The sequence below is a fragment of the Leucobacter allii genome (genome assembly GCF_022919155.1).
Classification (GTDB): Bacteria; Actinomycetota; Actinomycetes; order Actinomycetales; family Microbacteriaceae; genus Leucobacter; species Leucobacter allii.
In genome coordinates this window covers 2,895,021-2,917,716 of record NZ_CP095045.1, presented here as the reverse complement: position 1 = coordinate 2,917,716, position 22,696 = coordinate 2,895,021, and the positions used below count along the sequence as shown (strand labels likewise).

24 protein-coding genes are annotated in these 22,696 nt (G+C 71.5%); 15 read left to right on the top strand and 9 right to left on the bottom strand.

What is annotated here, in order from left to right:
• Window positions 1–33: 33 nt before the first annotated feature.
• Window positions 34–735, bottom strand: coding sequence for a winged helix-turn-helix domain-containing protein (locus tag MUN78_RS13490; RefSeq protein WP_244727080.1), 702 nt, complete (start codon window positions 733–735; stop codon window positions 34–36).
• A gap of 385 nt (window positions 736–1,120) precedes the next feature.
• On the opposite strand from MUN78_RS13490, the gene MUN78_RS13485 reads away from it, so the two are divergent.
• Window positions 1,121–1,666 carry a GNAT family N-acetyltransferase gene (locus tag MUN78_RS13485; RefSeq protein WP_244727078.1) on the top strand — a complete coding sequence of 182 codons (546 nt, stop codon included), beginning with the start codon at window positions 1,121–1,123 and terminating at the stop codon, window positions 1,664–1,666.
• Window positions 1,667–1,726: 60 nt separating this feature from the next.
• On the opposite strand, the gene upp is transcribed toward MUN78_RS13485, so the two are convergent.
• A complete protein-coding gene (upp, locus tag MUN78_RS13480) occupies window positions 1,727–2,365 on the bottom strand; it encodes a uracil phosphoribosyltransferase (protein ID WP_244727076.1) in 639 nt (212 codons plus the stop codon).
• A gap of 57 nt (window positions 2,366–2,422) precedes the next feature.
• Here upp and MUN78_RS13475 point away from each other — a divergent pair, with 57 nt between their 5' ends.
• Window positions 2,423–2,857 carry a nucleoside deaminase gene (locus MUN78_RS13475; protein ID WP_244730099.1) on the top strand — a complete coding sequence of 145 codons (435 nt, stop codon included), beginning with the start codon at window positions 2,423–2,425 and terminating at the stop codon, window positions 2,855–2,857.
• 30 nt (window positions 2,858–2,887) lie between these two features.
• On the opposite strand, the gene MUN78_RS13470 is transcribed toward MUN78_RS13475, so the two are convergent.
• Window positions 2,888–3,850: a cation diffusion facilitator family transporter gene (locus tag MUN78_RS13470; RefSeq protein ID WP_244727075.1), complete on the bottom strand. Its 963-nt coding sequence runs from the start codon at window positions 3,848–3,850 to the stop codon at window positions 2,888–2,890.
• A 175-nt stretch (window positions 3,851–4,025) separates the two neighbouring features.
• Between MUN78_RS13470 and proC the strand changes: the two genes are divergently transcribed.
• Window positions 4,026–4,838 (top strand): pyrroline-5-carboxylate reductase, encoded by an 813-nt coding sequence (proC, locus tag MUN78_RS13465; RefSeq protein WP_244730097.1) that lies wholly within the window; start codon window positions 4,026–4,028, stop codon window positions 4,836–4,838.
• Window positions 4,839–4,865: 27 nt separating this feature from the next.
• On the opposite strand, the gene MUN78_RS13460 is transcribed toward proC, so the two are convergent.
• Both MUN78_RS13460 and MUN78_RS13455 read right to left on the bottom strand, forming a co-directional pair.
• Complete coding sequence (locus tag MUN78_RS13460; protein WP_244727073.1) at window positions 4,866–6,458, bottom strand: amidohydrolase; 1,593 nt, start codon at window positions 6,456–6,458, stop codon at window positions 4,866–4,868.
• Window positions 6,451–7,821: an MFS transporter gene (locus MUN78_RS13455; protein ID WP_244727071.1), complete on the bottom strand. Its 1,371-nt coding sequence runs from the start codon at window positions 7,819–7,821 to the stop codon at window positions 6,451–6,453. Before MUN78_RS13455 ends, MUN78_RS13460 begins: the two co-directional genes overlap by 8 nt.
• A 105-nt stretch (window positions 7,822–7,926) precedes the next feature.
• Between MUN78_RS13455 and MUN78_RS13450 the strand changes: the two genes are divergently transcribed.
• On the top strand, window positions 7,927–8,811 hold the full coding sequence (locus MUN78_RS13450; RefSeq protein ID WP_244690656.1) for a LysR family transcriptional regulator: 885 nt from the start codon (window positions 7,927–7,929) through the stop codon (window positions 8,809–8,811).
• A gap of 9 nt (window positions 8,812–8,820) precedes the next feature.
• On the opposite strand, the gene MUN78_RS13445 is transcribed toward MUN78_RS13450, so the two are convergent.
• Together MUN78_RS13445 and MUN78_RS13440 are read right to left on the bottom strand one after the other, a co-directional pair.
• On the bottom strand, window positions 8,821–9,486 hold the full coding sequence (locus MUN78_RS13445; protein ID WP_244690653.1) for a potassium channel family protein: 666 nt from the start codon (window positions 9,484–9,486) through the stop codon (window positions 8,821–8,823).
• Window positions 9,479–10,852 (bottom strand): TrkH family potassium uptake protein, encoded by a 1,374-nt coding sequence (locus tag MUN78_RS13440; protein WP_244730096.1) that lies wholly within the window; start codon window positions 10,850–10,852, stop codon window positions 9,479–9,481. Before MUN78_RS13440 ends, MUN78_RS13445 begins: the two co-directional genes overlap by 8 nt.
• A gap of 202 nt (window positions 10,853–11,054) precedes the next feature.
• Between MUN78_RS13440 and MUN78_RS13435 the strand changes: the two genes are divergently transcribed.
• The 4 genes from MUN78_RS13435 to MUN78_RS13420 all read left to right on the top strand — a co-directional run bounded on the left by MUN78_RS13435 (window position 11,055) and on the right by MUN78_RS13420 (window position 12,509).
• The gene (locus tag MUN78_RS13435) at window positions 11,055–11,528 is read left to right on the top strand and encodes an ArsR/SmtB family transcription factor (protein WP_244727070.1); all 474 of its coding nucleotides are present in this window, start codon (window positions 11,055–11,057) and stop codon (window positions 11,526–11,528) included.
• Window positions 11,529–11,641: 113 nt separating this feature from the next.
• Entirely contained in the window at window positions 11,642–11,740 is a 99-nt protein-coding gene (locus MUN78_RS13430; RefSeq protein WP_005504750.1) for a 30S ribosomal protein bS22, read from the top strand.
• A gap of 111 nt (window positions 11,741–11,851) precedes the next feature.
• Window positions 11,852–12,142: a glutaredoxin family protein gene (locus tag MUN78_RS13425; protein ID WP_244727068.1), complete on the top strand. Its 291-nt coding sequence runs from the start codon at window positions 11,852–11,854 to the stop codon at window positions 12,140–12,142.
• A gap of 64 nt (window positions 12,143–12,206) precedes the next feature.
• Complete coding sequence (locus MUN78_RS13420) at window positions 12,207–12,509, top strand: Dabb family protein (RefSeq protein WP_244690648.1); 303 nt, start codon at window positions 12,207–12,209, stop codon at window positions 12,507–12,509.
• Between the two features lie 43 nt (window positions 12,510–12,552).
• Here the strand turns inward: MUN78_RS13420 and MUN78_RS13415 are convergent, their stop codons facing one another.
• Window positions 12,553–13,878 carry a flavin-containing monooxygenase gene (locus MUN78_RS13415; RefSeq protein WP_244727066.1) on the bottom strand — a complete coding sequence of 442 codons (1,326 nt, stop codon included), beginning with the start codon at window positions 13,876–13,878 and terminating at the stop codon, window positions 12,553–12,555.
• Window positions 13,879–14,116: 238 nt separating this feature from the next.
• The gene (locus tag MUN78_RS13410; protein ID WP_244727064.1) at window positions 14,117–15,070 is read right to left on the bottom strand and encodes a LysR family transcriptional regulator; all 954 of its coding nucleotides are present in this window, start codon (window positions 15,068–15,070) and stop codon (window positions 14,117–14,119) included.
• 156 nt (window positions 15,071–15,226) lie between these two features.
• Between MUN78_RS13410 and MUN78_RS13405 the strand changes: the two genes are divergently transcribed.
• The 7 genes from MUN78_RS13405 to MUN78_RS13375 all read left to right on the top strand — a co-directional run bounded on the left by MUN78_RS13405 (window position 15,227) and on the right by MUN78_RS13375 (window position 22,696).
• Window positions 15,227–15,658, top strand: coding sequence for a RidA family protein (locus MUN78_RS13405; RefSeq protein ID WP_244690642.1), 432 nt, complete (start codon window positions 15,227–15,229; stop codon window positions 15,656–15,658).
• Complete coding sequence (locus MUN78_RS13400) at window positions 15,655–16,332, top strand: DUF1028 domain-containing protein (RefSeq protein ID WP_244727063.1); 678 nt, start codon at window positions 15,655–15,657, stop codon at window positions 16,330–16,332. The genes MUN78_RS13405 and MUN78_RS13400 overlap by 4 nt, the downstream gene beginning before the upstream one ends.
• Window positions 16,325–17,521, top strand: a complete 1,197-nt coding sequence (locus MUN78_RS13395; RefSeq protein WP_244690638.1) for a M20 family metallopeptidase — start codon at window positions 16,325–16,327, stop codon at window positions 17,519–17,521. The genes MUN78_RS13400 and MUN78_RS13395 overlap by 8 nt, the downstream gene beginning before the upstream one ends.
• Window positions 17,518–19,008 (top strand): aldehyde dehydrogenase family protein, encoded by a 1,491-nt coding sequence (locus tag MUN78_RS13390; protein ID WP_244727061.1) that lies wholly within the window; start codon window positions 17,518–17,520, stop codon window positions 19,006–19,008. The genes MUN78_RS13395 and MUN78_RS13390 overlap by 4 nt, the downstream gene beginning before the upstream one ends.
• Window positions 19,009–19,137: 129 nt before the next feature.
• Entirely contained in the window at window positions 19,138–19,908 is a 771-nt protein-coding gene (locus MUN78_RS13385; protein ID WP_244727059.1) for an SDR family NAD(P)-dependent oxidoreductase, read from the top strand.
• Between the two features lie 33 nt (window positions 19,909–19,941).
• On the top strand, window positions 19,942–21,351 hold the full coding sequence (locus tag MUN78_RS13380) for a purine-cytosine permease family protein (RefSeq protein ID WP_244690632.1): 1,410 nt from the start codon (window positions 19,942–19,944) through the stop codon (window positions 21,349–21,351).
• Window positions 21,352–21,370: 19 nt separating this feature from the next.
• On the top strand, window positions 21,371–22,696 hold the full coding sequence (locus MUN78_RS13375; protein ID WP_244727057.1) for an amidase family protein: 1,326 nt from the start codon (window positions 21,371–21,373) through the stop codon (window positions 22,694–22,696).

Below are 22,696 nucleotides of genomic sequence, written 5' to 3'. Positions count from 1 at the left end.
GAAGAGCGGCCGCGGCGCGGTTGGAATGCCAGATTAGAAAACGTCGGGGCTCGGCGCCGCCGTGCTGAGGATCGACACGTCCGCGTGCCGGTCGAAGCGGTACCCCGTGCCGCGCACCGTGCGGACGATGTCCTGGTACTGCGCGAGCTTCACCCGCAGGCGGCGGATGTGCACGTCGATGGTGCGCTCGCTCGGCGTCTCCTCCTCGGAGGCGTCGCTCCAGAGCGCCGTGATGAGCTCCTCGCGGCTGACCGTGCGGCCCTCGCGGAGCACGAGGTACTGCAGGAGCTCGAACTCCCGGAAGGTGAGCGCCGCCGCCACGTTGTCGAGGAGCACCCGCTTGCGCGAGAGGTCGAGGATCACGCCGCTCGCGGCGCGGTCGTCCGCATCCTGCTCGTGCTGCTTCTGACGCGCGTGCGCCGCGGGATCGCCGAGCGCGAGCCGCACCACGTCGACGTCGCGGCCGCCGGTGCCCTCGGGGGCGAGTGCGACGGCGGCGTAGGTCTCCGCGGCGGGGGAGAGCTCGGCGACGAGCTGCTTGATCCGCGTCACGATGGCGCCGAGGCGGGGATCGCCGTCGGCGATCTTGTCATCGGCGAGGCCGACGTAGAGCGCGAAGCCGCGCACCTCGGTGCCCTCGGGCACGTTGCGCTCGGGCGCGGCCTGGACGGGCAGCTCGGCGGCGAGGTCGGGGCGGGCGGAACGGAGCGTGCGGGGGGCGGTGGTGGAAGCCATGATGATGTCCTTCGGAAGCTGTCGACCCGTCGATGCGACGGGGAGCGGCGGGGCCGCGGAATGCGAGACGCGCGCCGCCGATCGGCGATGCGCGGAGAGCGGCCGACCGGGGCGGCGGCTCAGAGGGGAGCGCGTCTCAGAGGAGGCGCGCAGATGCGGAACGGACTATCGGAAATCGTTCACTTGCACATTCGACAGCGCATGACACCCCGACCGGCCATCATCATGCCGGTCTGCCCAATGTTCACCTCGAAGGCGGACTGGGGACGAGTGGATTCATGCATAACGCCAAGTTAAGCAAATCATTCCTCGCGGTGTCAAGCGACGCCGTCCACGCGACGGCGCACCGCCGCCGGCGCCTCACGGCCGGCGCTACAGTTGCCGCATGGAGATCCGCGACGCGACGCCCGCCGAGCTGCCCGGGATCGCGGCCATCCTCAACGAGGCCATCGCGCGCTCGACGGCGGTCTGGTCCAGCCAGCAGGTCACCGCGGCGGATCGGGAAGCGTGGCTCGCGGAGCACGAGCGGCTCGGATATCCGGTGCTCGTCGCGGTCGACGAGGCGGCGGGCGGTCGGGAGGTCCTCGGCTACGCCGCGTTCGGTGCCTACCGCGGCGCCTTCGACGGGTACCGGCACACGGTCGAGCACTCCGTCTACGTCCGCGCCGACCGGCAGGGGCTCGGCGTCGGACGCGCCCTGATGGAGGCCCTCGTCGTGCGGGCCAGGCGGCTCGGCAAGCACGTCATGGTCGCCGCGATCGACGCCGCGAACACCGGCTCCATCGCGATGCACGAGCGCCTCGGCTTCGAGCGCGCCGGAGTGCTGCGCGAGGTGGGCGCGAAATTCGGCGGCTGGCGCGACCTCGCCTACCTCACGCTCGCGCTCGACGCCCGGGACGACCCCGACCCCGACCCCGCCGCGCGGCGCTGATCGGACCCGGTCGCGCCGGGGGCCGCACCCGCGCGGGGGCCGGACCCGGTCGCACGCGGCTCAGTGGTCGACGGTGCCGTAGAGCCGATCGCCGGCGTCGCCGAGACCGGGGACGATGTAGGCCTGTTCGTCGAGCCCCTCGTCGAGCGCGCCGAGCACGAGCGTGACCTCGCGGTCCCCCGCGGCCTCGCGGATCGCCTCGACGCCCTCGGGGGTGCCGAGCACGCAGATCGCCGTCACGTCGTCGGCGCCGCGGTCGAAGAGGAATCTGATCGCCGCGGCGAGGGAGCCGCCGGTCGCGAGCATCGGATCCAGCACGAAGCACTGGCGGCCCGCGAGGGAGTCGGGGAGCCGTTCCGCGTAGGTGGTCGGCTGCAGCGTCTCCTCGTCGCGGGCCATGCCCAGGAAGCCGACCTCGGCGGTCGGTACGAGCTTCACCATGCCCTCGAGCATGCCGAGGCCGGCGCGCAGGATCGGCACGATCAGCGGCAGCGGCTCGCTGAGGCGCACGCCCGTCGTGGGCGCCACGGGGGTCTCGATCTCGTGCGGCTCGACGCGCACCTCGCGGGTCGCCTCGTAGGCGAGCAGGGTCATGAGCTCCTCGATGAGGAGCCGGAACGTGGGCTGCGGCGTCTTCGCGTTGCGCAGCACCGTCAACTTGTGGGTGATGAGGGGATGATCCGCAACGAAGACTCGCATGCAACTATCCTAGGTGCCGTGCCGCCCTTCCCCCCATCGCGCTCCGATCTCGCGGTTATGGATCGCGCCCTCGCGCTCGCGCGCGAGGCCGGGGAGGCCGGGGAGATCCCGGTCGGCGCGATCGTGCTCGACGCCGAGGGGCGGGAGATCGGCTCGGGGCGGAACGATCGGGAGGCGGGTCGGGATCCGACCGCGCACGCCGAGGTCCTGGCGATCCGCGCCGCGGCGCGCGAGCTCGGGGACCGGGTCCTCGCGGGATGCACGCTCGTCGTGACGCTCGAGCCCTGCGTCATGTGCGCGGGCGCGATCCTCGCCGCGCGCGTGCCGCGCGTCGTGTTCGGCGCCTGGGACGAGAAGGCGGGGGCGGCGGGCAGCGTCTACGACCTGCTGCGAGACGGCAGGCTCCCGCACCCCGTGCCCGAGGTCGTCGCCGGAGTGGGGGCGGCGGACAGCGCCGCGCTCCTCAGGGAGTTCTTCGCCGAGCGCCGGTAGCGCGTCAGAGCCCGCGGCGCCCGCCGCAGCTCAGTCGCTCGAGAGCATCACGATCGAGCTCGTCGACGGCGTGTCGGCGTTCGGATCGAGGTAGACGTCGGGCTCGAGGTAGATGACGCGGGCCGCGGGGACGGCGTCGCGGATGCGGCGCTCGGCCAGGTTCACGATCGCCGAGACCTCGCCCATCGTCGCCGTCGCGGCCACGTCGATCTTCGCGCCCACCATGAACTCATCGGGCCCGAGGTAGAGGGTTTTCATGTGGATGATGCGGCCGATGTCCTTCGAGTCGAGGATCGCGGCCTCGATCTTCGCGATGTCCTCGTCGCTCGCGCCCTCGCCGACGAGGAGGCTCTTCACCTCGATGCCGACGATGAGCGCGACTCCGACGAGCAGCACGCCGATGAGGATCGTCGCGATGCCGTCGAAGAGGCCGTTCCCGGTGATCACGGTGAGGCCGACGCCGAGCAGCGCGAAGACGAGGCCGGTGAGCGCCGCGAGATCCTCGAGCAGCACGACCGGCAGCTCGGGCGCCTTGGAGCGGCGGATGAACTGGAACCAGCTGGAGTCGCCCTTGTGGGGCAGGCTCTCCTTGACGGCGGTGCGGAGCGAGAAGCTCTCGAGGACGATCGCGATCACGAGGACGAGCAGCGGCAGCCACCAGACCTCGAGCGCGTGCGGATGCTGCACCTTCTCGATGCCCTCGTAGATGGAGAACACCCCGCCGACGGAGAAGAGCACGATCGCGACGACGAAGGCGTAGACGTAGCGCACGCGGCCGTAGCCGAAGGGGTGCTCCTTGTCGGCGCGCTGCTGCGCGCGCTTGCCGCCGATGAGCAGCAGGATCTGGTTGCCCGAGTCGGCGAGCGAGTGCACGCCCTCGGCGAGCATCGAGGAGGAGCCGGAGAACGCCCACGCGATGAACTTCGTGATCGCGATGCCCAAGTTGGCGAGAAACGCCGCGATGATCGCTTTGCCGCCGCCTGACGCGCTCATGTCGGGATGCCTCCTGGGGACCTGATCTGCCGGTGATCCGTACTGTCCGCCATTCTACGGGGCGCGGCTCGCGGAACGGGGAATGCGCGCCGGGTCGAGGCGCGCCCGATCGTAGACTGTGCGGGTGAGCGAGAACCGAGCAGTCCAGGCAGACGACGTCCTTCCCCGCACCGCGATGATCGGGGTCGGCTCGATGGGCGGGGCGATTCTCGCCGGGCTGCGCGACCCGGAGGTGCGGATCGAGCGGCCCATCGCGGTCACGACGCGATCGGCGGCCAGCGCGGCCGCGTTCGCCGGGTCGCCCGACGTCGTTGCGCACGCCGCCGAGACCGACCCCGAGGCGAACCGCCGCGCCGTGCGCGGCGCGGCGGTCGTCGTGCTCGGCGTGAAGCCCTGGATGGTCGTCGACGCGGTGCGCGAGATCGCCGGGGAGCTCGCGCCGGGAGCGATCGTCGTGAGCGTGGCCGCGGGGATCCCCTGCGCGGCGATCGAGGCCGAGCTGCCGGAGGGGACCCCCGTCGTCCGCGCGATGCCGAACACGCCGTCGCAGATCGGTCTCGGCGTCACGGGGATCGCGGCCGGGGCGGCGGCGGGATCCGCCGAGATCTCCGTCGTGCGGCGACTGTTCGAAACGGTCGGGGAGGTCCTCGAGGTGCGCGAGTCGCAGATCAACGACGTCGCCGCGGTCTCCGGATCGGGGCCCGCCTACCTCTACCTCTACGCGGAGGAGATGCTCGCCGCGGCCGAGCGCCGCGGCTTCGATCCGGCGCAGGCGAGAACGCTCGTGCAGCAGACCATCCGCGGGGCCGCGGAGCTCTGGGCGGCGAGCGGCGAGGAGCCCGCCGAGCTCCGACGCCGGGTCACGAGCCCGAAGGGCACGACGGAGCAGGCGGTCCTCGTGCTCCAGGATGCGGACTGGGGCGGGCTCTTCGACCGTGCGCTCGCCGCCAACGTCCGCCGCTCCGAGGAGCTCGAGGCGGGGGCGTAGCGGCTCCTCCCGATCGCGAGTCGGCGGCTACTCCCTACTGAAGACGAGCTCGCCGTCGACGTAGGTGCGCACGGCGGCGATCTCCGAGATCGCGAACGGATCGACGGCCCTCGGGTCCGCGTCGAGCACGGCGAAGTCGGCGAGCATGCCGGGGAGCAGGCGTCCCTTCCGACGCTCCTCGCCGGTCGCGGCGGCGGAGCCGGCCGTGTACACGGCGAGCGCCTCCGCCGGGGTGATCCGCTGGACCGCTCCCACGAGGCTCCCGTCGTCGCCGGTGCGGGTGACGAGCGACTGCATCGCGGCGAAGGGGGAGACCGGGCTCGCCGGGTGATCCGTGGACGCCGCGACGGTCACGCCGGCGTCGAGGAGCGCCCGATGCGCGAACATGCGCTCGGTGCGGTCCTTCCCGTACCATCGCTCCAGCCGACCGCCGTAGAAGCTCGCGTAGCGCGCGAACGGCGTCACGATGAGGTCGAGGGCGGCGATCCGGCGAATGATGTCGTCGTCGACGATGCTGCAGTGCTCGATGCGGTGGCGCGTGGGCCGCGGGTCGTCACGCTGCGCCGCCTCGTACGCGTCGAGGAGCATGCGGATGGCCGCGTCGCCGTTCGCGTGGATCCCGAGCCGGTTGCCGTCGCCGTGCACGCGGCGCACGAGGGCGTGCAGCTCCTCGGGCGAGGTGATCCGCAATCCGTGGTCGTGCGTGCCGCAGAACGGCTCGGAGACGAAGCAGGTGCGGCCGCCGATCGCCCCGTCCACGAACGCCTTGACGCCGGCGATGCGCAGCCACTCGTCGCCCATCCCGGTGCCGAGGCCGAGCGCCGCGTAATCGTCGTAGCACTCGGCCGCGAGCAGCATCCCGACGCGCAGCGAGCGCTGGCCCGCGCGGTGCGCCGCGGTGTGCACGCCGAGCTGCTGCCCGCCGACGAAGGCGTCGCAGCTCGACGTGATGCCGTAGGCGTTCCACTCCGCGAGGGCCGCGCGGTACGCGTCGACCACCTCTGCGGGCCGGGGCGCGGGGATCGGCGCCGGCCCCGCACCGCTCCGCGACACGTAGCGCGAGAGGAGCGCGCGCTCGTAGATGCGCCCGTCGAGCCGCCCGGCGCCGTCTCGGCCGTAGCTGCCCCCGCCGCCGTCGACGACCGTCTCGTCGATCCCGAGCTCCCTGAGCGCCGCCGAGTTCAGCACGGCCCAGTGGGCCGATACGTGGCGTACGAGGACGGGCCGATCCGGCAGCGCCGCGTCCAGCGCTTCGCGATTGATCGCCCCGCTGAGCGAGTCGTCGTAGCCGGCGGCGATCACCCATCCGGAGGAGCGGGGGGTCGCGCCGGCGAGGCGCCGCAGGAGGGCCGGCGCATCGGGAGCGTGCGCCGGCGCCACGTCGAGCTCGAGCCGGCCCTGCGCCGCGTCCGCGAAGTGCGCGTGCGCGTCGTTGAAACCGGGCACGACGAGACGGTCGCCGAGGTCGACGCAGGATGCGCCGGGGAAGCGGTCGGCGAGTTCCGCGTGGGTGCCCGTCGCGATGATCCGGCCCCCGCCGACCGCGAATGACTCGACATCCGCGGAGCCGGCGGAGTAGACGGCGCCCGCGCGGAAGCGGGTGACGGGGAGCTCATGCATCGGGCCGCTCCGATCCCGCGCGCGCCGCCGTCGGAGCCGGATCGGGGAGCACGGCGCCGGAGGGGCCCGAACCCTGCTCCCGGCCGCGTCGCACGTGCCGCGCCAGCGCGACGACGCAGAGCAGCGTGATGGCGAGGAGCACGAGGTGGTAGCCGGCGACGCCCCAGACCGCCCCGCCGAACGCGTTGAGCAGGGACTGGGCGACGAGCGGCGTGGCGCCGCCGACGATCGTGGCGGAGAGCTGGTACGCGATGGAGAGGCCGGAGTAGCGGACGCGGGGCGGGAAGGCGTCGGCGAGGAAGCCGGCCAGGAGCGCGAAGTAGGCGGCCCCGGAGATCGTCGACAGCGCGAGGCCCGCCGTGATCAGCACCGGTTCGCCGGTCGCGATGAGGAGATACGTGGGGATCGTGGTGAGGAGACCGGCGCAGAGCATGATGCTCATGAAGCGCGCCATGCCGATGCGGTGCGCGATGAGCGCGGCGAGCGGCTGGACCACGAACTGGACGACGGCGATGATGAGGAGGATGTTCAGCATCGTCGTGCGGTCGACGCCGAGCTCCGTCGTGGCCCAGGCCAGGCTGAAGGTGTTGTTGAAGTACGCCGCGGCGATGCCGATCGCGCTCGCACCCATCCCCAGGAGGATCGCGACGGGCGCGATCCGGAACGCCTCGGCGATCGGCGCCTTCGCGACGGTCTGCTCCGCGCGCATCCGGGTGAATGACGGGGTCTCCTCGACCGTGACGCGGGCGATGAGGGCGACGAGGACCAGGAGCGAGGAGGCCAGGAAGGGGATCCGCCACCCCCAGGAGAGGAACTGCTCGTCCGGCAGCGCGCCGACGGACAGGAACACCAGCGTCGCGAGGATCGAGCCCATCGGCGAACCCTGCTGCACCCAGCTCCCCGCGAGACCGCGTCGCTTCTCGGGGGCGTTCTCGGTGGCCATGGTGACGGCGCCGCCCCACTCGCCGCCGAGGCCGAGCCCCTGGACGGCGCGGAGCACGACCAGCAGGATCGGCGCCCAGATCCCGATCGTCGCGTAGCCGGGCAGGAGCCCGATGGCGGTCGTGGCGACGCCCATGATGAGCAGCGTCGCGACGAGGGTGCCGCGCCGGCCGAGGGTGTCCCCGAGATGGCCGAAAATGAGCCCTCCGATGGGGCGGGCGATGAATCCGACCCAGAAGGTCGCGAACGAGGCGAGCAGGCCGACGGCGGGCGTGGCCTCGGGGAAGAAGACGGGGCCGAAGGCGAGGGCCGCGGCGGTTCCGAAGATGAAGAAGTCGTACCACTCGATCGCGGTGCCGACGAAGGTCGCCACCGCGGTTTTCGCTTCGGTGGATCGGGAGACGTGGGGTTCGGCTGACATCGGTGTCCTTTGCGCTTCTGCGACCGTGCGGCCGGCAGTGCACTCATTCCAGCAACGACGTTACATGCGGTCAAATGATGCTTTGTTGCAATTAGTATGCTCAGCATGCATGACCCGCTGAATCTGCGCCTGCTGAGCCACTTCCTCGCCGTCGTGGAGGCCGGCTCCGTCTCGGCCGCCGCCGTCCGGCTGAATCTCACGCAGCCCGCGCTCTCGCGTCAGATCCAGCAGCTCGAACGGAGCATCGGGGTCCGGCTCTTCGAGCGCACGCCGACCCGGCTGATCCTCACCTCGGGCGGATCCCACCTCGTCGGGCTCGCCAGGGAGCTCCTCGACCACGCCGGCGACGTCGGCGACGCCCTGGAACGCATGGCCGCCGGCGGCGCGACCCGGCTGCGCGTGGCCTGCCCGGAGGCCACGGTCCGCGGCGTCATCGCCCCCTTCGTCGCGGCGACGGGCGCCCCCATCGTCGACGCCGCGATCGACCTCGCGGTGCGGGTGTACGGGCACGTGAGCCGGCGCGAGGCCGATCTGGCGGTCAACACCCTGCCCCCGCCGCTCGGGCTCGGCTCGAAGCTGGTCGGCACGAACGGCGTCTCCGTCTTCGTGCCCGAGACCCATCCGCTCGCGGGGCGGGAGACGGTCGGCGTGGGCGAGGCCGTCGCCCACCCGCTCGTGCTGCTCTCCGCGGGCTCGGGGTTGCGGAGGATCATCGATGAGGCGCTGTGGCCCGTGCGCGAGCGCGTGCGGGTCGTCGCGGAGCCGGTAAGCTCGGAACTCGTGATGGCGCGCGCCGCGTCGGGCGACGGCGTCGGCATCGATCTCGGCAGGCCGAGCTTCGGCCTCGTCGCCCGGCCGCTCGTCGACACGGCGGGCGCCCGGGTGCGGATGCCGATCTACGCGGCGTGGGAACCCACCCATTTCGCCGCGGCGGAGATCCGCGGGATCGTGGACGAGCTGATCGCCTGGGGCGAGCACGTCTGGGAATGATGCCGCGCGCTACCCGATCGCGGCGAAGCGCTCCACGTCGGCGGCCGCGCCGCTCACGATGATGAGATCGTGCGGCGAGACCACCGTGTCCTGGGTCGCGTGCGTGAACGGCTGGCCCGGGGTCTTCACCCCGACGACGGTCACGCGGTAGCGGGTGCGCACGCCGCTCTCGGCGAGGGACCGCCCGCGGATCGATCGCGGCGGGTACATCTTCGCGATCACGTAGTTGTTGTCGAACTGGATGAAGTCGAGCATGCTGCCGCTGAGCAGGTGCGCGACGCGCTCGCCGGCCTCCCGCTCGGGGTAGATGACGTGGTTCACCCCGATGCGCTCGAGGATCTTCCCGTGCGACAGCGAGATCGCCTTCGCCCAGATCTGCGGGATCCCGAGGTCCACGAGGTTCGCGGCGATGAGCACGCTCGACTCGATCGACGCGCCCGTCGCGACGACGGCGATCTGGAACTCGTCGGCGCCGATCTGCCGGAGCGCCTCCATGGAGCGCGCGTCGGCCTGCACGGCGTGCGTCACGCGGTCGGACCACTTCTGCACGAGCTGCGGGTCGGTGTCGACGACGAGCACCTCGCGATCCTGGCGGTCCAGCTGCCCGGCGGTGGCCGCGCCGAAGCGGCCGAGCCCGATGACGATCACCGGGGCGTCACTGCGAATATCAACCAACGATCGGCCTTTCTTCAGGGAGACGGAACATGCGCGAACGGCTCGTCGCCGCGACGGCGGCGGCGAGCGTGACGGTGCCGACGCGGCCCGCCCACATGGTCGCGGCGAGGATGTACTTCCCGGCGTCGCCGACCTCCCCGGAGAGCCCCGTGGACAGTCCGCAGGTGCCGAACGCCGAGATCACCTCGAACAGCACGAAGTCGAGGGACTCGCCCGTGAGGTGCATGAGGGCCACGGTCGCCGCGAGCACGATGGTCGCCCCCCAGATGAGGATCGACACGGACACCCGCAGCACCTCGTTCGGGATCCGGCGGCCGAAGGCCTGCACGTCCTGATAGCCGCGGGCCTCGGCGTAGGCGGCCAGGAACAGCACCGCGATCGTCGTCACCTTGATGCCGCCCGCGGTCGACGCCGAGCCGCCGCCTACGAACATGAGCATGTCCATGACGAGCAGCGTCGACCCCTCCATCTGGGCGGGGTCGATGATCCCGAGCCCGCCGGAGCGGGTCATCACCGACATGTACCCGGAGCTCAGCACCGTGTCCCAGAAGCCGTGGCCGCCGAGGGTCGCCGGATTGCTCATCTCGAGCACGCCGATCGCGAGCCAGCCGAAGATCACGAAGACGAGCGTCGTGGTGAGGGTGAGCTTCGCGTGCAGCCCGAGCCGCTTGTGCGCCCGCCAGCCGCCGCCCACGACGTAGCGGTAGAGGGCGAAGATCACGGGGAAGCCGATGCTGCCGAGGAACACGCCGACCGCGAGCACGCTCAGCAGGTAGACGTCGGTCTCGAAGGGGGCGAGGCCCCCGGCCAGCGGCACGAAGCCCGTGTTCGTGAAGGCGGAGGCGGCGAGGTAGAAGCCGTTCCAGACCGCGGACCAGAAGTCGTACCCCTCGGTCATGAGCCGCGGCGCGATGAGCAGGGTCAGGGCGACCTCGATGACCACGAGGCTCGTCGCCACGGCCGCGAGCAGCCCGCCGATGTCGCCGAGCCCCACGGCCTGGCTCTCGGAGACGTCGCGGCCCATGCGCATCGGGTTCGTGTCTCCCGCGGCGAGCAGCCGCTGCCTGAGCCCGAGCCTGCGCGTGACCGTGAGGCCGAGGATGCTCGCGAGGGTGAGCACGCCGATCCCGCCGATCTGGAGGCCGGCGAGGATGACGAGCTCCCCGAACAGCGACCAGTGCGCGGACATGTCCACCGTCGAGAGCCCGGTGACGCAGATCGCCGAGACCGCGGTGAACAGCGCATCGGCGAGCGGCGTGATCGTGCCGGTGCTGCTCGAGAACGGCAGCGACAGGAGCACGGTCCACAGCAGGATCAGCCCCGTGAAGATCAGCAGCGCGAATCGTGCGGGGGAGGAGTGGATCATCGCACTGACCCACGACTTCTGCGAGAGCGCGGCGGATGCCCGCCCGCTCACGGCCCGTGCCCTCACTGCTCCTTCTTTCCCGTGCCCGGTGCACCGGGAGACGCTCCCGGTTCGATGCTTCATGCTACACAGCGGATCGCGCCGCCGGGACGAAGCCGCGGAAAAGCATGCTCCGCCCGGCGGTCCCCGCTACCCTTGTCGCATGCCAGATATTTTCGGAGTGATCGCCGATGCGACGCGGCGCGACATCCTCGGAGTGCTGCTGGAGCGCTTCCAGCAGGATGCCGAGATCAGCGTGTCCGAGATCGTCGGGCAGCTGGAGATCAGCCAGCCGACGGTCTCCAAGCATCTGAAGGTGCTGCGCGAGGCCGAGCTCGTGACCGTGCGCGAAGAGGGGCAGCACCGCTACTACTCGCTCGATCCCGAACCGCTCGAGATGGTCGAGGACTTCGTGATCCCCTTCCTCTCGGCGGGGTTCGACACCGAGGTGACGGTGGAGTACCTCTCCGAGGAGGGCGAGCGGGTGCCCGGGCCCGCGGGCGACGACCCCTTCGCCGAGGAGGGGGAGGTGCTGCCGGAGGAGGCGGCGGCGGCGGCGGAGCGGATCGGTCGCGCTGCGGCGCGCGCCGAGCACCGCGTGAAGGAACTCGTCGCGCGCTTCCGGCTGAAGGGCTGACGTTCCGCCGGTCCCGATCCGGCGCCCGGATTTCCCGTTGCGCGCCGCCCCGGGTAGGATATGTGTTTTGTGGGCCCCGAATCCGACGGCCCGAGAGACGTTGTGAGGTGACCGTGGGTTCTGTGATCAAGAAGCGCCGCAAGCGCATGTCCAAGAAGAAGCACCGTAAGCTGCTTCGGAAGACGCGTCACCAGCGTCGCAACAAGAAGTAGTCGGCGCGGCCGCCAGCGGGCGGCCCGCGATCGATGGGAAGGCGTCGGGCATGAGCCCGGCGCCTTTTGCGTGCCCGAGGGCTCCGCCGGCCTCGCCTAGACTGGGGGACCGTGACGCACGTTCGGATCACCCTCATCGGCAAGCCAGGCTGCCATCTCTGCGACGACGCGCGCGCGGTCGTGGAGCGGGTGCGCGGGGAGGTCCGCGAGCGCGACGGCGTGGAGACCTCGCTCGAGGAGCTCGACATCCTCGCCGACGCGGCGCTCGCTCGGAAGCACTCCGAGGACATCCCCGTCGTGCTCGTGAACGGGCGCCGTCACGCGATCTGGCGGGTGGATCCCGAGCGCTTCGCCTCGGCCCTCGCGAAGGCGGCGCGGCGGCCGCGCCTCGGCCAGGGCTGATCCCGATCCCAGATCCCGCACCCCGCGCGCACGGCGCGACCACCCTCGAGAGCGAAGGACACCCATGACCCTGCGACACATCGTCAGCTGGAAGTTCACCGGCGAGACCCGGGAGGAGCGCGACGCGCAGGCCGCGCAGGCCGTCGCCGCGATCGCTCCGCTGGCCGAGTCGGTGCCCTCCGTGCGCGCGCTCGCGCTGCACCGCAACGAGCTCTTCGACGGCGAGAACTACGACCTCACCCTCGTCGCGGATTTCGACGACGCCGACGGCCTCGCGGTCTACGCCGGGCACCCGACGCATCTCCCGGTCATCGACCTGATGAAGCGCATCACGGCGGCCCGCGCCGCGAGCGACTTCACGGTCTGACCCGGGGGAGGCGCCGGCGGCGCGGCGCCGGGCCGCGCGGCTGCTAGGCGGTGACGGAGGTCGCGGCCCTCGCGGGGTCCTGCGTCGTCGCCGCGGTGCTCGCCGGGAGCGCGTTCCCGGTGTAGGCGAGGTAGCCCCGCTGGATCTCGATCTGGTCGGCGATGTACTTTGCGTCGTGCCAGCAGCCCCAGATGAAACTGGAGCCGCGGCGCGACTGCCACGGAACGCCCACGAAGTAGACGCCCGGCTCCTCTGAGACGCCGCGCTGCTGCACGGGCCGACCGCGATCGTCGAAGGCGTCGACCTCGAGCCAGCCGTAGTCGACGCCGAAGCCCGTGGCCCAGACGATGGTCGTGACGCCGGCCTCGGCGAGGTCGAGCGCGCGGAGCGGGTCGGTGACGGATTCGGGCAGCGGGCCGAGCTCCCACGCGCTCGGCTCCTCGGGCAGCGGGATGCCCGTGCGGGCGACGAAGGCATCCGCCTGCTCGAGCACCGAGAGGTAGTTGGCGTCGCCGCGGCGGATGTCGCGCTCGAGGTCGCCGCCGAAGGCGAGCACGCCGTCGGCGTAGGTCTCCGCCCGTCCGACGAGGGTGATGCCGTCGCGGGCGAGGTCGCGGAAGTCGATCGTGCGCCCGCCGTGGGCGCCGCTCACCGCGATGGTGGTGTGCTCGGCGCCCGCCGGCGGCGTGGCCTTCTCCCACAGCCCGAGCGTGCCGAGCCACCACACGAAGTTCCGGCCGCGGTAGCGCTGGGGCGGGCGGTCGTGCGCGCCGACCGCGAGGTACACCTCGCGTCCGCTCGCTCGGAGCTCGTCGGCGATCTGCACGCCCGAGGAGCCCGCGCCCACCACGAGTACGGCACCCTCGCGCAGCTGCTCGGGATTGCGGTAGCCGCTCGAGTGGAGCTGGTCGACTCCGGCCTCCTCGGGCACGATCGCGGGGTACGCGGGCACCTGGAATGCGCCGGTGGCCGCGACGACGTAGCGGGCGGAGAACGCGCCGGCGCTCGTCTCGGCGCGGAAGCCGCCGACGCTCGGATCGCGGCGCACGCTCGTCACCTCGACGCCGGTGCGTATCGGGAGGCCGTACCTCGCGACGTACTCCTCGAAGTACCGCGCCACCCGCTCCTTCGGAGCGAAGGCGTCGGGATCGACGTCGTCGAATTCGAGACCGGGGAAGCGGTCGTGCCAGGCGGGGCCGTTGGCGACGAGGGAGTCCCAGCGCTCGCTCCGCCAGCGCTCGGCGATGCGGCTGCGCTCGAGCACGACGTGGGGGATCCCCCGCGCGCTCAGATGCTCGCTCATCGCGATTCCGGCCTGGCCGGCGCCGACCACGAGGACCTCGGTGGCCTCGATCTCTGGGCTCGACATACGTTTCTTCTCCGCTCGTGACGACAGCTGGCGCGGCCGGGCATCGGGCCGGGACCGCGCGCCGCGGAGCGGCTGATCCGCTCCGGACGCCCCCAGCAAACCCCACGCGGCGTGCCCGGCGCCAATAGTTGTTCGCGGTGAACTGCATCAGATCAACTGATGGCAAGGCAGATGTGCATCTGGAGAATGCATGCCATTCGCGGCCGTCCGACGGCCTGATCGCGCGCCTCCGCCCGGGTCACCCGGCGGAGGACGCCGGCACGATGGGCGCGGCGGGGTGGGCCGGATCGGCGAGCAGGGCGCGCACGGCCTCCTCGACGGCCCGTGCGCGGCTCGAGCGCCTCACCTGCGCGAGTGAGGCGATCTCCACGCTGAGACTCGGCGCGTCGTCCGCGATCTCGAGCGCGACGGTGCGGTCGCCGGTGTAGGTCTCCGTCGTGCGCGGGCGCTGGTTGAGGATCGAGTAGCCGAGGCCGGTCGAGACCATGGCGCGCACCGTCTCGTAGCTCGCGCTGCGATACCGGATGTTCGGGGCGATCCCCGCGTCGCGCAGGATCGCGAGGAAGTAGTCGCTGCTGCTCGGCAGATCGAGGAGCACGAAGGGGTCGTCCGCGAGCTGGCGCAGCGCGACGGTGCCCGCGTCGGCGAGGGGGTGCCCGGGATGGACGATGACGTGCGGGCGGAACTCGGCCATGACCGTGCGGGCGATGCCGTCGCCGCCCGGCAGATCGTAGGTGATCGCGATCTCCGCCCTGCCGCCCCGAAGCGCGGAGAGGCAGGCGTCGTGATCGCCCTCGATGAGCTCGACCTCGAGTTCGGGATGGGTCTCGCGCAGGCCGCCGAGCAGCTGCGGGAGCATGAAGGGGGAGAGCGTGTTGAAGCAGGCGACGGTCACGGAGCCGCGCACGTGGTGCTGGTCGGCGCGGATCGTGTCGATGGCGTCGGTGAGCGCGCCGAAGATGCCCTGGGCGTCTCGCAGCAGGGTTTCGCCGGCGGACGTCAGGATGAGCCCCTTGGAGTGCTGGCGGATGAAGAGCGATGCGCCGAGGGAGCGCTCGAGCTGGGTGATGGCCGTCGAGACGGCGGACTGCGCGACGTGCAGCTCCTGGCTCGCCGCGGTCATGTTCAGCGATTTCGCGCACTCCGTGAAGTAGACCAGCTGGGTCAGCGTGACGGGGAACCGTTGGACCATGAGCGCGCTCCTCGTTCGGCGGCGGCCGTCGTCATCGACGGGAAATCTGTTTATTAGATGATATGAGTAACTTTTCACTATTTTACAGATGAAACGAGGCTCTCGACAATGGTGCTGACCCATCCGCGCATCCGCGCAGCTCGAGGAGGAGGACCCGTGACCGAGACGACCCACGTGCGACTGAGGAAGTTCAACACCCGGGAGACCTACCCGGAGCAGAACCTCGACAACGACCTCTGCCAGGCGGTCGTGGCGAACGGCGTCGTGTATCTCCGGGGCCAGATCGGTCAGGATCTCGATACCCGGGAGTCCGTGGGCATCGGCGACGTCGCGGCGCAGACCGTCCGCGCGATGGAGAACATCAAGATGCTCCTCGAGGAGGCGGGCAGCCGGCTCGAGGACATCGTGAAGGTGACGGTCTACCTCATCGATCCCCGGTACCGCGAGGAGGTGTACCGCACGATGGGCGCGTACCTGCGCGGCGTCCACCCGGTCTCGACCGGGATCGTCGTCCAGGCGCTTGCCCGCCCCGAATGGCTCGTCGAGATCGACGCCACCGCCGTGATCAGCGAGCGGGCCGAGGCATGACCTTCTCCCTCATCCTCCGCGACCCGGCGACCGGTGAGTTCGGCTCGGCGATCTCCTCGTCCTCGCCCGCCGTCGCGGCCCGCTGCGTGAACCTCGCGGACGGGATCGGCGGGGCGCACTCGCAGAACGTGACGGACCCGCGCCTCGGCCCGCGCCTGATCGACGCGCTGCGCTCCGGTGCGAGCGCGGAGGGCGCGCTCGACGCCGTCGTCGCCGGAGCCGATCCCGAGACGATCGACTATCGTCAGCTGCTCGTCCTCGACGCCGAGGGGCGCGCAGCCGTCTTCTCCGGCGGCCGCGCGCTCGGAATCTTCGGCTCCGCAGTCCGGGAGAACGCGGTCGCGGGCGGGAACATGCTCGCGAGCCCCGCCGTGCTCGACGCCCTCGTCGACACCGGCCTCTCCGCCTCGGGGCGGATCGAGGAGCGCCTGCTCGCGGCGCTCCGCGCCGCCGTCGCGGCGGGCGGCGAGGAGGGGCCGGTGCACTCCGCGGGCATCGCGGTCGTCGCCGATGCCGGCTGGCGGGTCACCGATCTCCGCGTGGACTGGTCGGAGGACCCCATCGGCGAACTCGGACGGGCGCTCGACGCCTGGCTCCCGCAGCGGGACGACTACACCCGTCGCGGCCTGCGGCCGGCGGAGGCCCCCTCCTACGGGGTGCCAGGCGATGAGTGATGCGCGGCCCGGCGTCGACCGCGATGCGCTGAAGCGGAGCATCGCCGAGCGCCGCGGCACCGTCGACGCGGAACTCGTCGCGCTGTCGAACGCGCTCCACGCCGACCCCGAGACCGGCTGGCAGGAGCACCGCTCCTCCGCCGCGGTCGCGGGGGTGCTCGCCGAGCACGGCTTCGTCGTCGAGCAGCCCTATCTCGGGCTCGAGACGGCGTTCCGCGCCACGTTCGCCGCGCCCGCCGCACCCGGATTCACCGTCGGCTTCCTCGCCGAGTACGACGCGCTCCCCGGGCTCGGCCACGCCTGCGGGCACAATCTCATCTCGGCCATGTCCGTCGGCGGCGCGATCGCGCTCGCGGCGGTCTCAGCCGAGCTCGGGATCTCGGTCGAGGTCATCGGCACCCCGGCCGAGGAGGGCGGCGGCGGCAAGATCGAGCTGCTCGAGCGCGGCGCGTTCACCGGGCTCGACTTCGCGCTGATGGCCCACCCCGCCCCCGTCGACGTCGCCGAGGCGCGGCCCTTCGCCGTCGCGCACTGGCACATCCGCTACGACGGACGGGCGGCGCACGCCGCCGCCTACCCGGAGCGCGGCGTGAACGCCAACGACGCCTTCGTCGTCGCGCAGACCGCCATCGCGCTCCTGCGTCAGCAGCTCCCCGCGGGCGTCCGCGTCCACGGGGTGCAGACCCGCGGCGGCGAGGCGCCCAACGCGATCCCCGAGCGTACCGAGGGGCGCTGGTACGTGCGCGCCGAGAGTCTTGAGCAGCTCCGCGAGCTCGAGGACCGGGTGCTCAAGTGCTTCGAGGCGGGCGCACTCGCGAGCGGTGCCGAGCTCACCGTGACGCCGGAGAGCAAGCGCTACTCGGAGATGCGCACCGACGAGGAGGCGCTCGCCCGCTACCGCGCCAACGCGCGTGCGCTGGGCCGCGACTTCGACGTCGATCCGATCGCCGCGACGATGAACCGGGCGTCCACGGACATGGGGAACGTCTCGCTCGTCGTCGACGCGATCCATCCCTACATCGGCGTCGGCGGCGACGCCAGCAACCACCAGCCGGCATTCGCCGACGCCTGCGTCGGCGAGACGGCCGAGCGCACGCTCCGGGACGGGGCGACCGCCCTGGCGTGGACGGCCCTCGATGTCGCGCTCGACCGCGGCGCACGAGACGACAGGAAAGCGAGCACACGATGACGCGCAGTTACGACGAGTGGAAGGCCGCAGCGGCGGCGATGGAGTTCGACGGTCGCCCGGTGATCGGCGGTGTCCGCGTCGCCGCCCGCTCCGGCGAGACGATCGCCAAGACGAATCCTGCGACCGGGGAGGTGGTCTCGCAGATCCACGCCTGCGGGCAGGAGGACGTGGATGCGGCCGTCGCCGCGGCCCGGGCCGCCTACGAGGCCGGCGAGTGGTCGCGCGCCGGCGCCGGCTTCCGCCGCGAGCGCCTGCTCGCCTTCGCCGGGCTCATCGAGGAGCACGCCGACGAGCTCGCGCTCTTCGACTCCCTCGACATGGGCAAGCCCGTGCGCGAGGCGGCCGCCATAGACGCGCCGGGATCGGCCGCGCTCTACCGCTTCTACGGCGAGGCGATCGAGAAGGCCGAGGACCTCATCCCGGTGACCCCTCCGGGGTCGACCGCGCTCGTGACGCGCGAGGCGCTCGGCGTCGTCGCCGTGATCGTCGCGTGGAACTACCCCCTCGAGATCGCGACCTGGAAGCTCGCCCCGGCGCTCGCCGCGGGCAACTCCGTCGTCGTGAAACCGCCGGTGGAGGCCTCGCACTCGACGCTGCTCCTCGCCGAGCTCGCGATCCGGGCCGGGATCCCCGCCGGCGTGCTCAACGTCGTCACGGGACGCGGCTCCGCCGTGGGGCGCTCCCTCGCGCTGCACGAGGACGTCGACATGCTCGCGTTCACGGGCTCCACCGAGGTGGCGAAGCAGCTGCAGCAGTACGCCGGGCAATCCAATATGAAGCGCCTGGCACTCGAGGCCGGGGGCAAGAGCTCGAATCTGATCTTCGCCGATTGCGACGACCTGCGCCTCGCCGCGCAGAAGGCCGCCTTCGGCAGCTTCTACAACCAGGGGGAGGTCTGCTCGGCGAACTCGCGGATCTTCGTCGAACGCTCGGTGTACCCGGAGTTCCTGGAGCTGTACGCCGAGGCCGCGCGGGCGTACGCGCCGGGCGACCCGCTCGACCCGGAGACCGGTATCGGCGCACTCGTGTCCGAGGCGCACGCCGACACGGTGTGGGCGACGATCGAGCGCGCCCGCCGCGACGGCACGATCGCGGCGGGAGGGACGCGCCCCGAGATCAACGGGTCGCGGGCGTTCATCGAGCCGACCATCGTGACCGACGTCCCGGCGGATCACGAGGTGCACACGCGCGAGATCTTCGGTCCCGTTGCGGTCGTCGCCCCCTTCGATTCCGAGGATGAGGCCGTCGCGCGCGCCAACGAGACCCCCTACGGTCTCGCCGCGTCCCTGTGGACGGGGTCGCTGGCCCGCGCCCACCGGGTGTCCCAGCGGCTCGTCGCCGGCACCGTCTCGGTGAACACGGTCGATGCGCTCGGATTCACCACGCCGTTCGGGGGCTTCAAACAGTCCGGCTTCGGGCGCGATCTCTCGGTCCACGCACTCGAGAACTACACCGACTACAAGACGACCTGGATGCAGTGGGGGTAGGGCGTCCGCCGCCACGACCCCCGCACGCCGGGATCCATCCATCACACCCCGCCCGCGCATCAGCGGGCCAGTACCGACCGGGACTTCCGGTCAGGTGCGCAGCAGCACTGAGAGGACAAGGACACGAACATGAACGGTCTGACTGAGAAGGTCGCTTTCGTCACCGGCGGAGGCTCCGGGATCGGGCGGCAGGTGTCGCTCCGCCTGGCGCGCGAAGGCGCGAGGATCGGCGTCGTCGACCTGCGCGAGGAGTCGGCGCGCTCCGTCGTCGAGGAGATCCGGGCGGCGGGAGGCGAGGCGACCGCGATCGTCGCCGACGTCACGAGCGCCGAGCAGGTCGAGGCCGGGGTCTCGAAGCTGGTCGCCGACTTCGGCGCACTCCACTTCCTCGTCAATTGCGCCGGCGTCGCGCTCGGCGAGGGCGGCGTGGTCGAGTGCAGCGAGGCGGCCTGGGACACCACCATGGCGGTCAACGTGAAGAGCATCTTCCTCACGGGCAAGTACGCCATTCCGCAGATCATCGCGGCGGGCGGCGGCTCGGTCGTGAACATCGCCTCGGTGTTCGGCATGGTCGCGAACCCCGACGAGTGCGGCTACGCGGCGTCCAAGGGCGCCGTGATCAACCTCACCCGACAGATGGCGGTGCAGCACGCGAGCGATCGCGTGCGAGTCAACGCGGTCCTCCCGTCCGACTGCGACACACCGCTCATCGCCGGGCTCCTCGGCGTGGAAGGCGCCGAGCTCGAGGCCGCGAAGGCGGAGCTCGCCGCCCCGATCCCGTTCGGGCGGCTCGCCCGGCCCGAGGAGATCGCCGCAGGCATCGCCTTCCTCCTCTCCGACGACGCCGGCTTCATCACCGGTGTCTCCCTGCCCATCGACGGCGGATTCCTGACCAAGTAGGTCGGAACCGCTGCTGCTCGAAAGATCTCGCTCATGACTGCAACGACGCACGGTCAGGTCCCCACCATCGAGGACAAGACGATCCAGCCCATCCCGCTCGACGAGCGCCATGGCAAGGCCCGCGACCTGTTCACCATCTGGTTCGGGTCCAACATCATGGTGCTGACCATCGTGACGGGCGCGCTCGCCACGACGCTGTTCGGCCTCGACTTCTGGAGCGGCATCCTCGCGATCGCCATCGGCCAGCTCGTCGGCGCCGTCTTCATGGCTCTGCACTCCGCCCAGGGCCCTCAGCTCGGCGTGCCCCAGATGGTGCAGACGCGCGGCCAGTTCGGCTCGTACGGATCGCTCCTGGTGGTCATCGTCACGGTGCTCATGTACATCGGCTTCTTCGCGGCCAATCTCGTCCTCGGCGGTCAGGCGCTCGCCACCATCGTGCCGGGCCTTCCGGTGGGCGCGGGCATCGTGATCATCGGCATCGTGAGCGTCATCGCGACGATCTACGGATACCGGCTGATCCACGCGTACACGAAGATCCTCAGCGTCGTCTCGGGCCTCGCGCTCGTCGTCGCATTCTTCCTGCTGATCGTCAACTCGCCGGGCGACGGCGCGACCACCGCGATCGGCGGCTTCAACTGGAGCGGCTTCATGGGGACGATCTCCGTCGCGGCGCTCTGGCAGATCGCCTACGCGCCCTACGTGTCGGACTACTCCCGCTATCTCCCCAAGGGCATCGGTTCCAAGCAGGCGTTCTGGTCGTCGTACTGGGGCTGCGTGCTCGGCGCCTCGCTGCCGATGTTCCTCGGCGCGCTCGTCGGCGCGAAGCTGATCGCCGCGAATATGAATCCGGACGATGTGGTCGGGGGCATGGGCGTCCTGCTGCAGCCGCTCACGATCATCATCGTCGGGATCTTCTCGCTCGGCGTCGCGGCCACGAACTCGATGAACCTCTACTGCGGGGTGCTCTCGACGCTGACCGTCGTGCAGACGTTCCGTCCGAGCTGGAAGCCCCGCGCGGGCACGCGCGCCGTGACCGCCGTCATCATCTTCGCCCTCTCGCTGGTCCTGGCGCTCGTCGGAGCCGACGACTTCCTCGTCTACTACTCCAACTTCCTCGCGCTCCTGCTGTACGTGCTCGTACCGTGGACGGCGATCAACCTCGTCGACTACTACCTCGTGAAGCACGGCGAGTACCGGGTGGAGGACTTCTTCCGGCAGGACGGCGGCCAGTACGGGCGCTTCAACTGGGTCGCGATCATCTGCTACATCCTCGGGGCCGTGATCCAGGTCCCGTTCATGGTCACGGCGCTCTACACGGGGCCGGTGGGCGAAGCGCTCGGCGGCGTCGACATCTCCTGGATCGTCGGCCTCGTCGTGATCTGCCCGGTCTACTACGTCATCCAGCGGGCCGTCGAGCGTTCGGCGACGCCCGCCGCCGTCTGAAACGGCGAGCGTCGCCGGCATGGAACAGGGCGAGGCCTGGAGCGCGCGTCGTGCGCGCGACCTCGCGCGCGGCGACGCGCGGGGCATCTTCGTGGCCGTGACCGATGCCCGCCCGGCTTCGGGCGCTCCTCCGAGCGGCGGTCCGCTCGGGGGAGCGCCCTTCGCGGCGAAGGACACGCTCGACACCCGTGCGCTGCCGACGACCGGCAACACCCCCGCGCTCCTCGGAACGCATCGCTCGCGCGACAACCCGGTGCTGAGCCGGCTGATCGCCGCCGGAGCCGAGCTCATCGGGAAGACGAGCACCCACGAGCTCGCGCTCGGGATCACGACGAGCGCGGCCGCCTTTCCGGCATGCCGGAACCCGGCCGATCCCGAGCGCTCGCCCGGAGGCTCCTCGGGCGGTTCCGGGGCGGCGGTCGCCGCCGGGATCGTACCGTTCGCGATCGGCACCGATACGGGCGGCTCCATCTCGATTCCCGCAGCCTGGTGCGGCGTCTTCGGGCTCCGTCCGACGACCGGCCGCTGGCCGGTCGGGGGCGTCGTCCCGCTCTCCCGCACCCGCGACACGGTGGGGGTCATCGCGGACTCCGTCGGTCGCCTGGCGGCGGTCGACGCGGTCGCGGTGGGCGACCGCCGGCCGCCCTCGGACGAGGCGCTGCGGCTCACGAGCGGAGCCCGGATCCGCATCGGCGTCCCCGACGCAGATGCGACGTTCACCCGCCGTCTCGCCGATCCGGTGCGCCGCGCCTGGGAGGAGAGCCTGGACCGGCTCCGAGCGTCGGGTTCCGTGACGCTGATCCGGATCGAGACCGAGGAGCTGCACGAGATCGAACGGAGATGCGGGCACGAGATCGAGTTCTTCGAGATCGCGCGCGAGCTCACCGAGTACCTCGCGGGTCTGCCGCGACCCTTGCGCTTCGGCGAGCTTCTGGAGGGCGTGGCGCTCGACGAGGTCGGGGAGGCCCTGCGCGAGTCGGTACGGGCGGGGGCCCGCTCGGAGCACTACGCCGAGGCGCTCGTCGCGCGCTCGGCGCTGCAGGCGCGATACGACGCGATGTTCGCGACGAGCGGGGTGCAGGGGCTGCTCTACCCGACGACGCCGATCACGGCCCCGCGGCTGGGTGCCGAGCGCACCGCCGAGCTCGGGGCCGACGAGTCCGTCTTCGCCGTCGGCACCCGCAATCTGAACCCGGGTTCGGTTTCGGGGCAGCCGGTCGTCACCCTGCCCGCGGCGGGACGGGACCCGGGCCGCGCGCCGGTCGGGGTCTCGCTCGAGGGGCCCCGGCACGCCGATCGCGGCCTGCTGCGGGTCGCGGGAGCCCTCGCGGAGATCCTCCGCTGA

Bases quoted from the DNA above. Each gene is read 5' to 3' on its own strand.
- MUN78_RS13475 (WP_244730099.1), top strand. From the start codon at position 2,423: ATGGATCGCGCCCTCGCGCTCGCGCGCGAGGCCGGGGAGGCCGGGGAG.
- MUN78_RS13470 (WP_244727075.1), bottom strand. From the start codon at position 3,850: ATGAGCGCGTCAGGCGGCGGCAAAGCGATCATCGCGGCGTTTCTCGCC.
- MUN78_RS13375 (WP_244727057.1), top strand. From the start codon at position 21,371: ATGGAACAGGGCGAGGCCTGGAGCGCGCGTCGTGCGCGCGACCTCGCG.
- upp (WP_244727076.1), bottom strand. From the start codon at position 2,365: ATGCGAGTCTTCGTTGCGGATCATCCCCTCATCACCCACAAGTTGACG.
- MUN78_RS13450 (WP_244690656.1), top strand. From the start codon at position 7,927: ATGCATGACCCGCTGAATCTGCGCCTGCTGAGCCACTTCCTCGCCGTC.
- MUN78_RS13435 (WP_244727070.1), top strand. From the start codon at position 11,055: ATGCCAGATATTTTCGGAGTGATCGCCGATGCGACGCGGCGCGACATC.
- MUN78_RS13400 (WP_244727063.1), top strand. From the start codon at position 15,655: ATGACCTTCTCCCTCATCCTCCGCGACCCGGCGACCGGTGAGTTCGGC.
- MUN78_RS13390 (WP_244727061.1), top strand. From the start codon at position 17,518: ATGACGCGCAGTTACGACGAGTGGAAGGCCGCAGCGGCGGCGATGGAG.
- proC (WP_244730097.1), top strand. From the start codon at position 4,026: ATGATCGGGGTCGGCTCGATGGGCGGGGCGATTCTCGCCGGGCTGCGC.
- MUN78_RS13455 (WP_244727071.1), bottom strand. From the start codon at position 7,821: ATGTCAGCCGAACCCCACGTCTCCCGATCCACCGAAGCGAAAACCGCG.
- MUN78_RS13490 (WP_244727080.1), bottom strand. From the start codon at position 735: ATGGCTTCCACCACCGCCCCCCGCACGCTCCGTTCCGCCCGCCCCGAC.
- MUN78_RS13440 (WP_244730096.1), bottom strand. From the start codon at position 10,852: ATGATCCACTCCTCCCCCGCACGATTCGCGCTGCTGATCTTCACGGGG.
- MUN78_RS13410 (WP_244727064.1), bottom strand. From the start codon at position 15,070: ATGGTCCAACGGTTCCCCGTCACGCTGACCCAGCTGGTCTACTTCACG.
- MUN78_RS13395 (WP_244690638.1), top strand. From the start codon at position 16,325: ATGAGTGATGCGCGGCCCGGCGTCGACCGCGATGCGCTGAAGCGGAGC.
- MUN78_RS13485 (WP_244727078.1), top strand. From the start codon at position 1,121: ATGGAGATCCGCGACGCGACGCCCGCCGAGCTGCCCGGGATCGCGGCC.
- MUN78_RS13385 (WP_244727059.1), top strand. From the start codon at position 19,138: ATGAACGGTCTGACTGAGAAGGTCGCTTTCGTCACCGGCGGAGGCTCC.
- MUN78_RS13460 (WP_244727073.1), bottom strand. From the start codon at position 6,458: ATGCATGAGCTCCCCGTCACCCGCTTCCGCGCGGGCGCCGTCTACTCC.
- MUN78_RS13420 (WP_244690648.1), top strand. From the start codon at position 12,207: ATGACCCTGCGACACATCGTCAGCTGGAAGTTCACCGGCGAGACCCGG.
- MUN78_RS13415 (WP_244727066.1), bottom strand. From the start codon at position 13,878: ATGTCGAGCCCAGAGATCGAGGCCACCGAGGTCCTCGTGGTCGGCGCC.
- MUN78_RS13380 (WP_244690632.1), top strand. From the start codon at position 19,942: ATGACTGCAACGACGCACGGTCAGGTCCCCACCATCGAGGACAAGACG.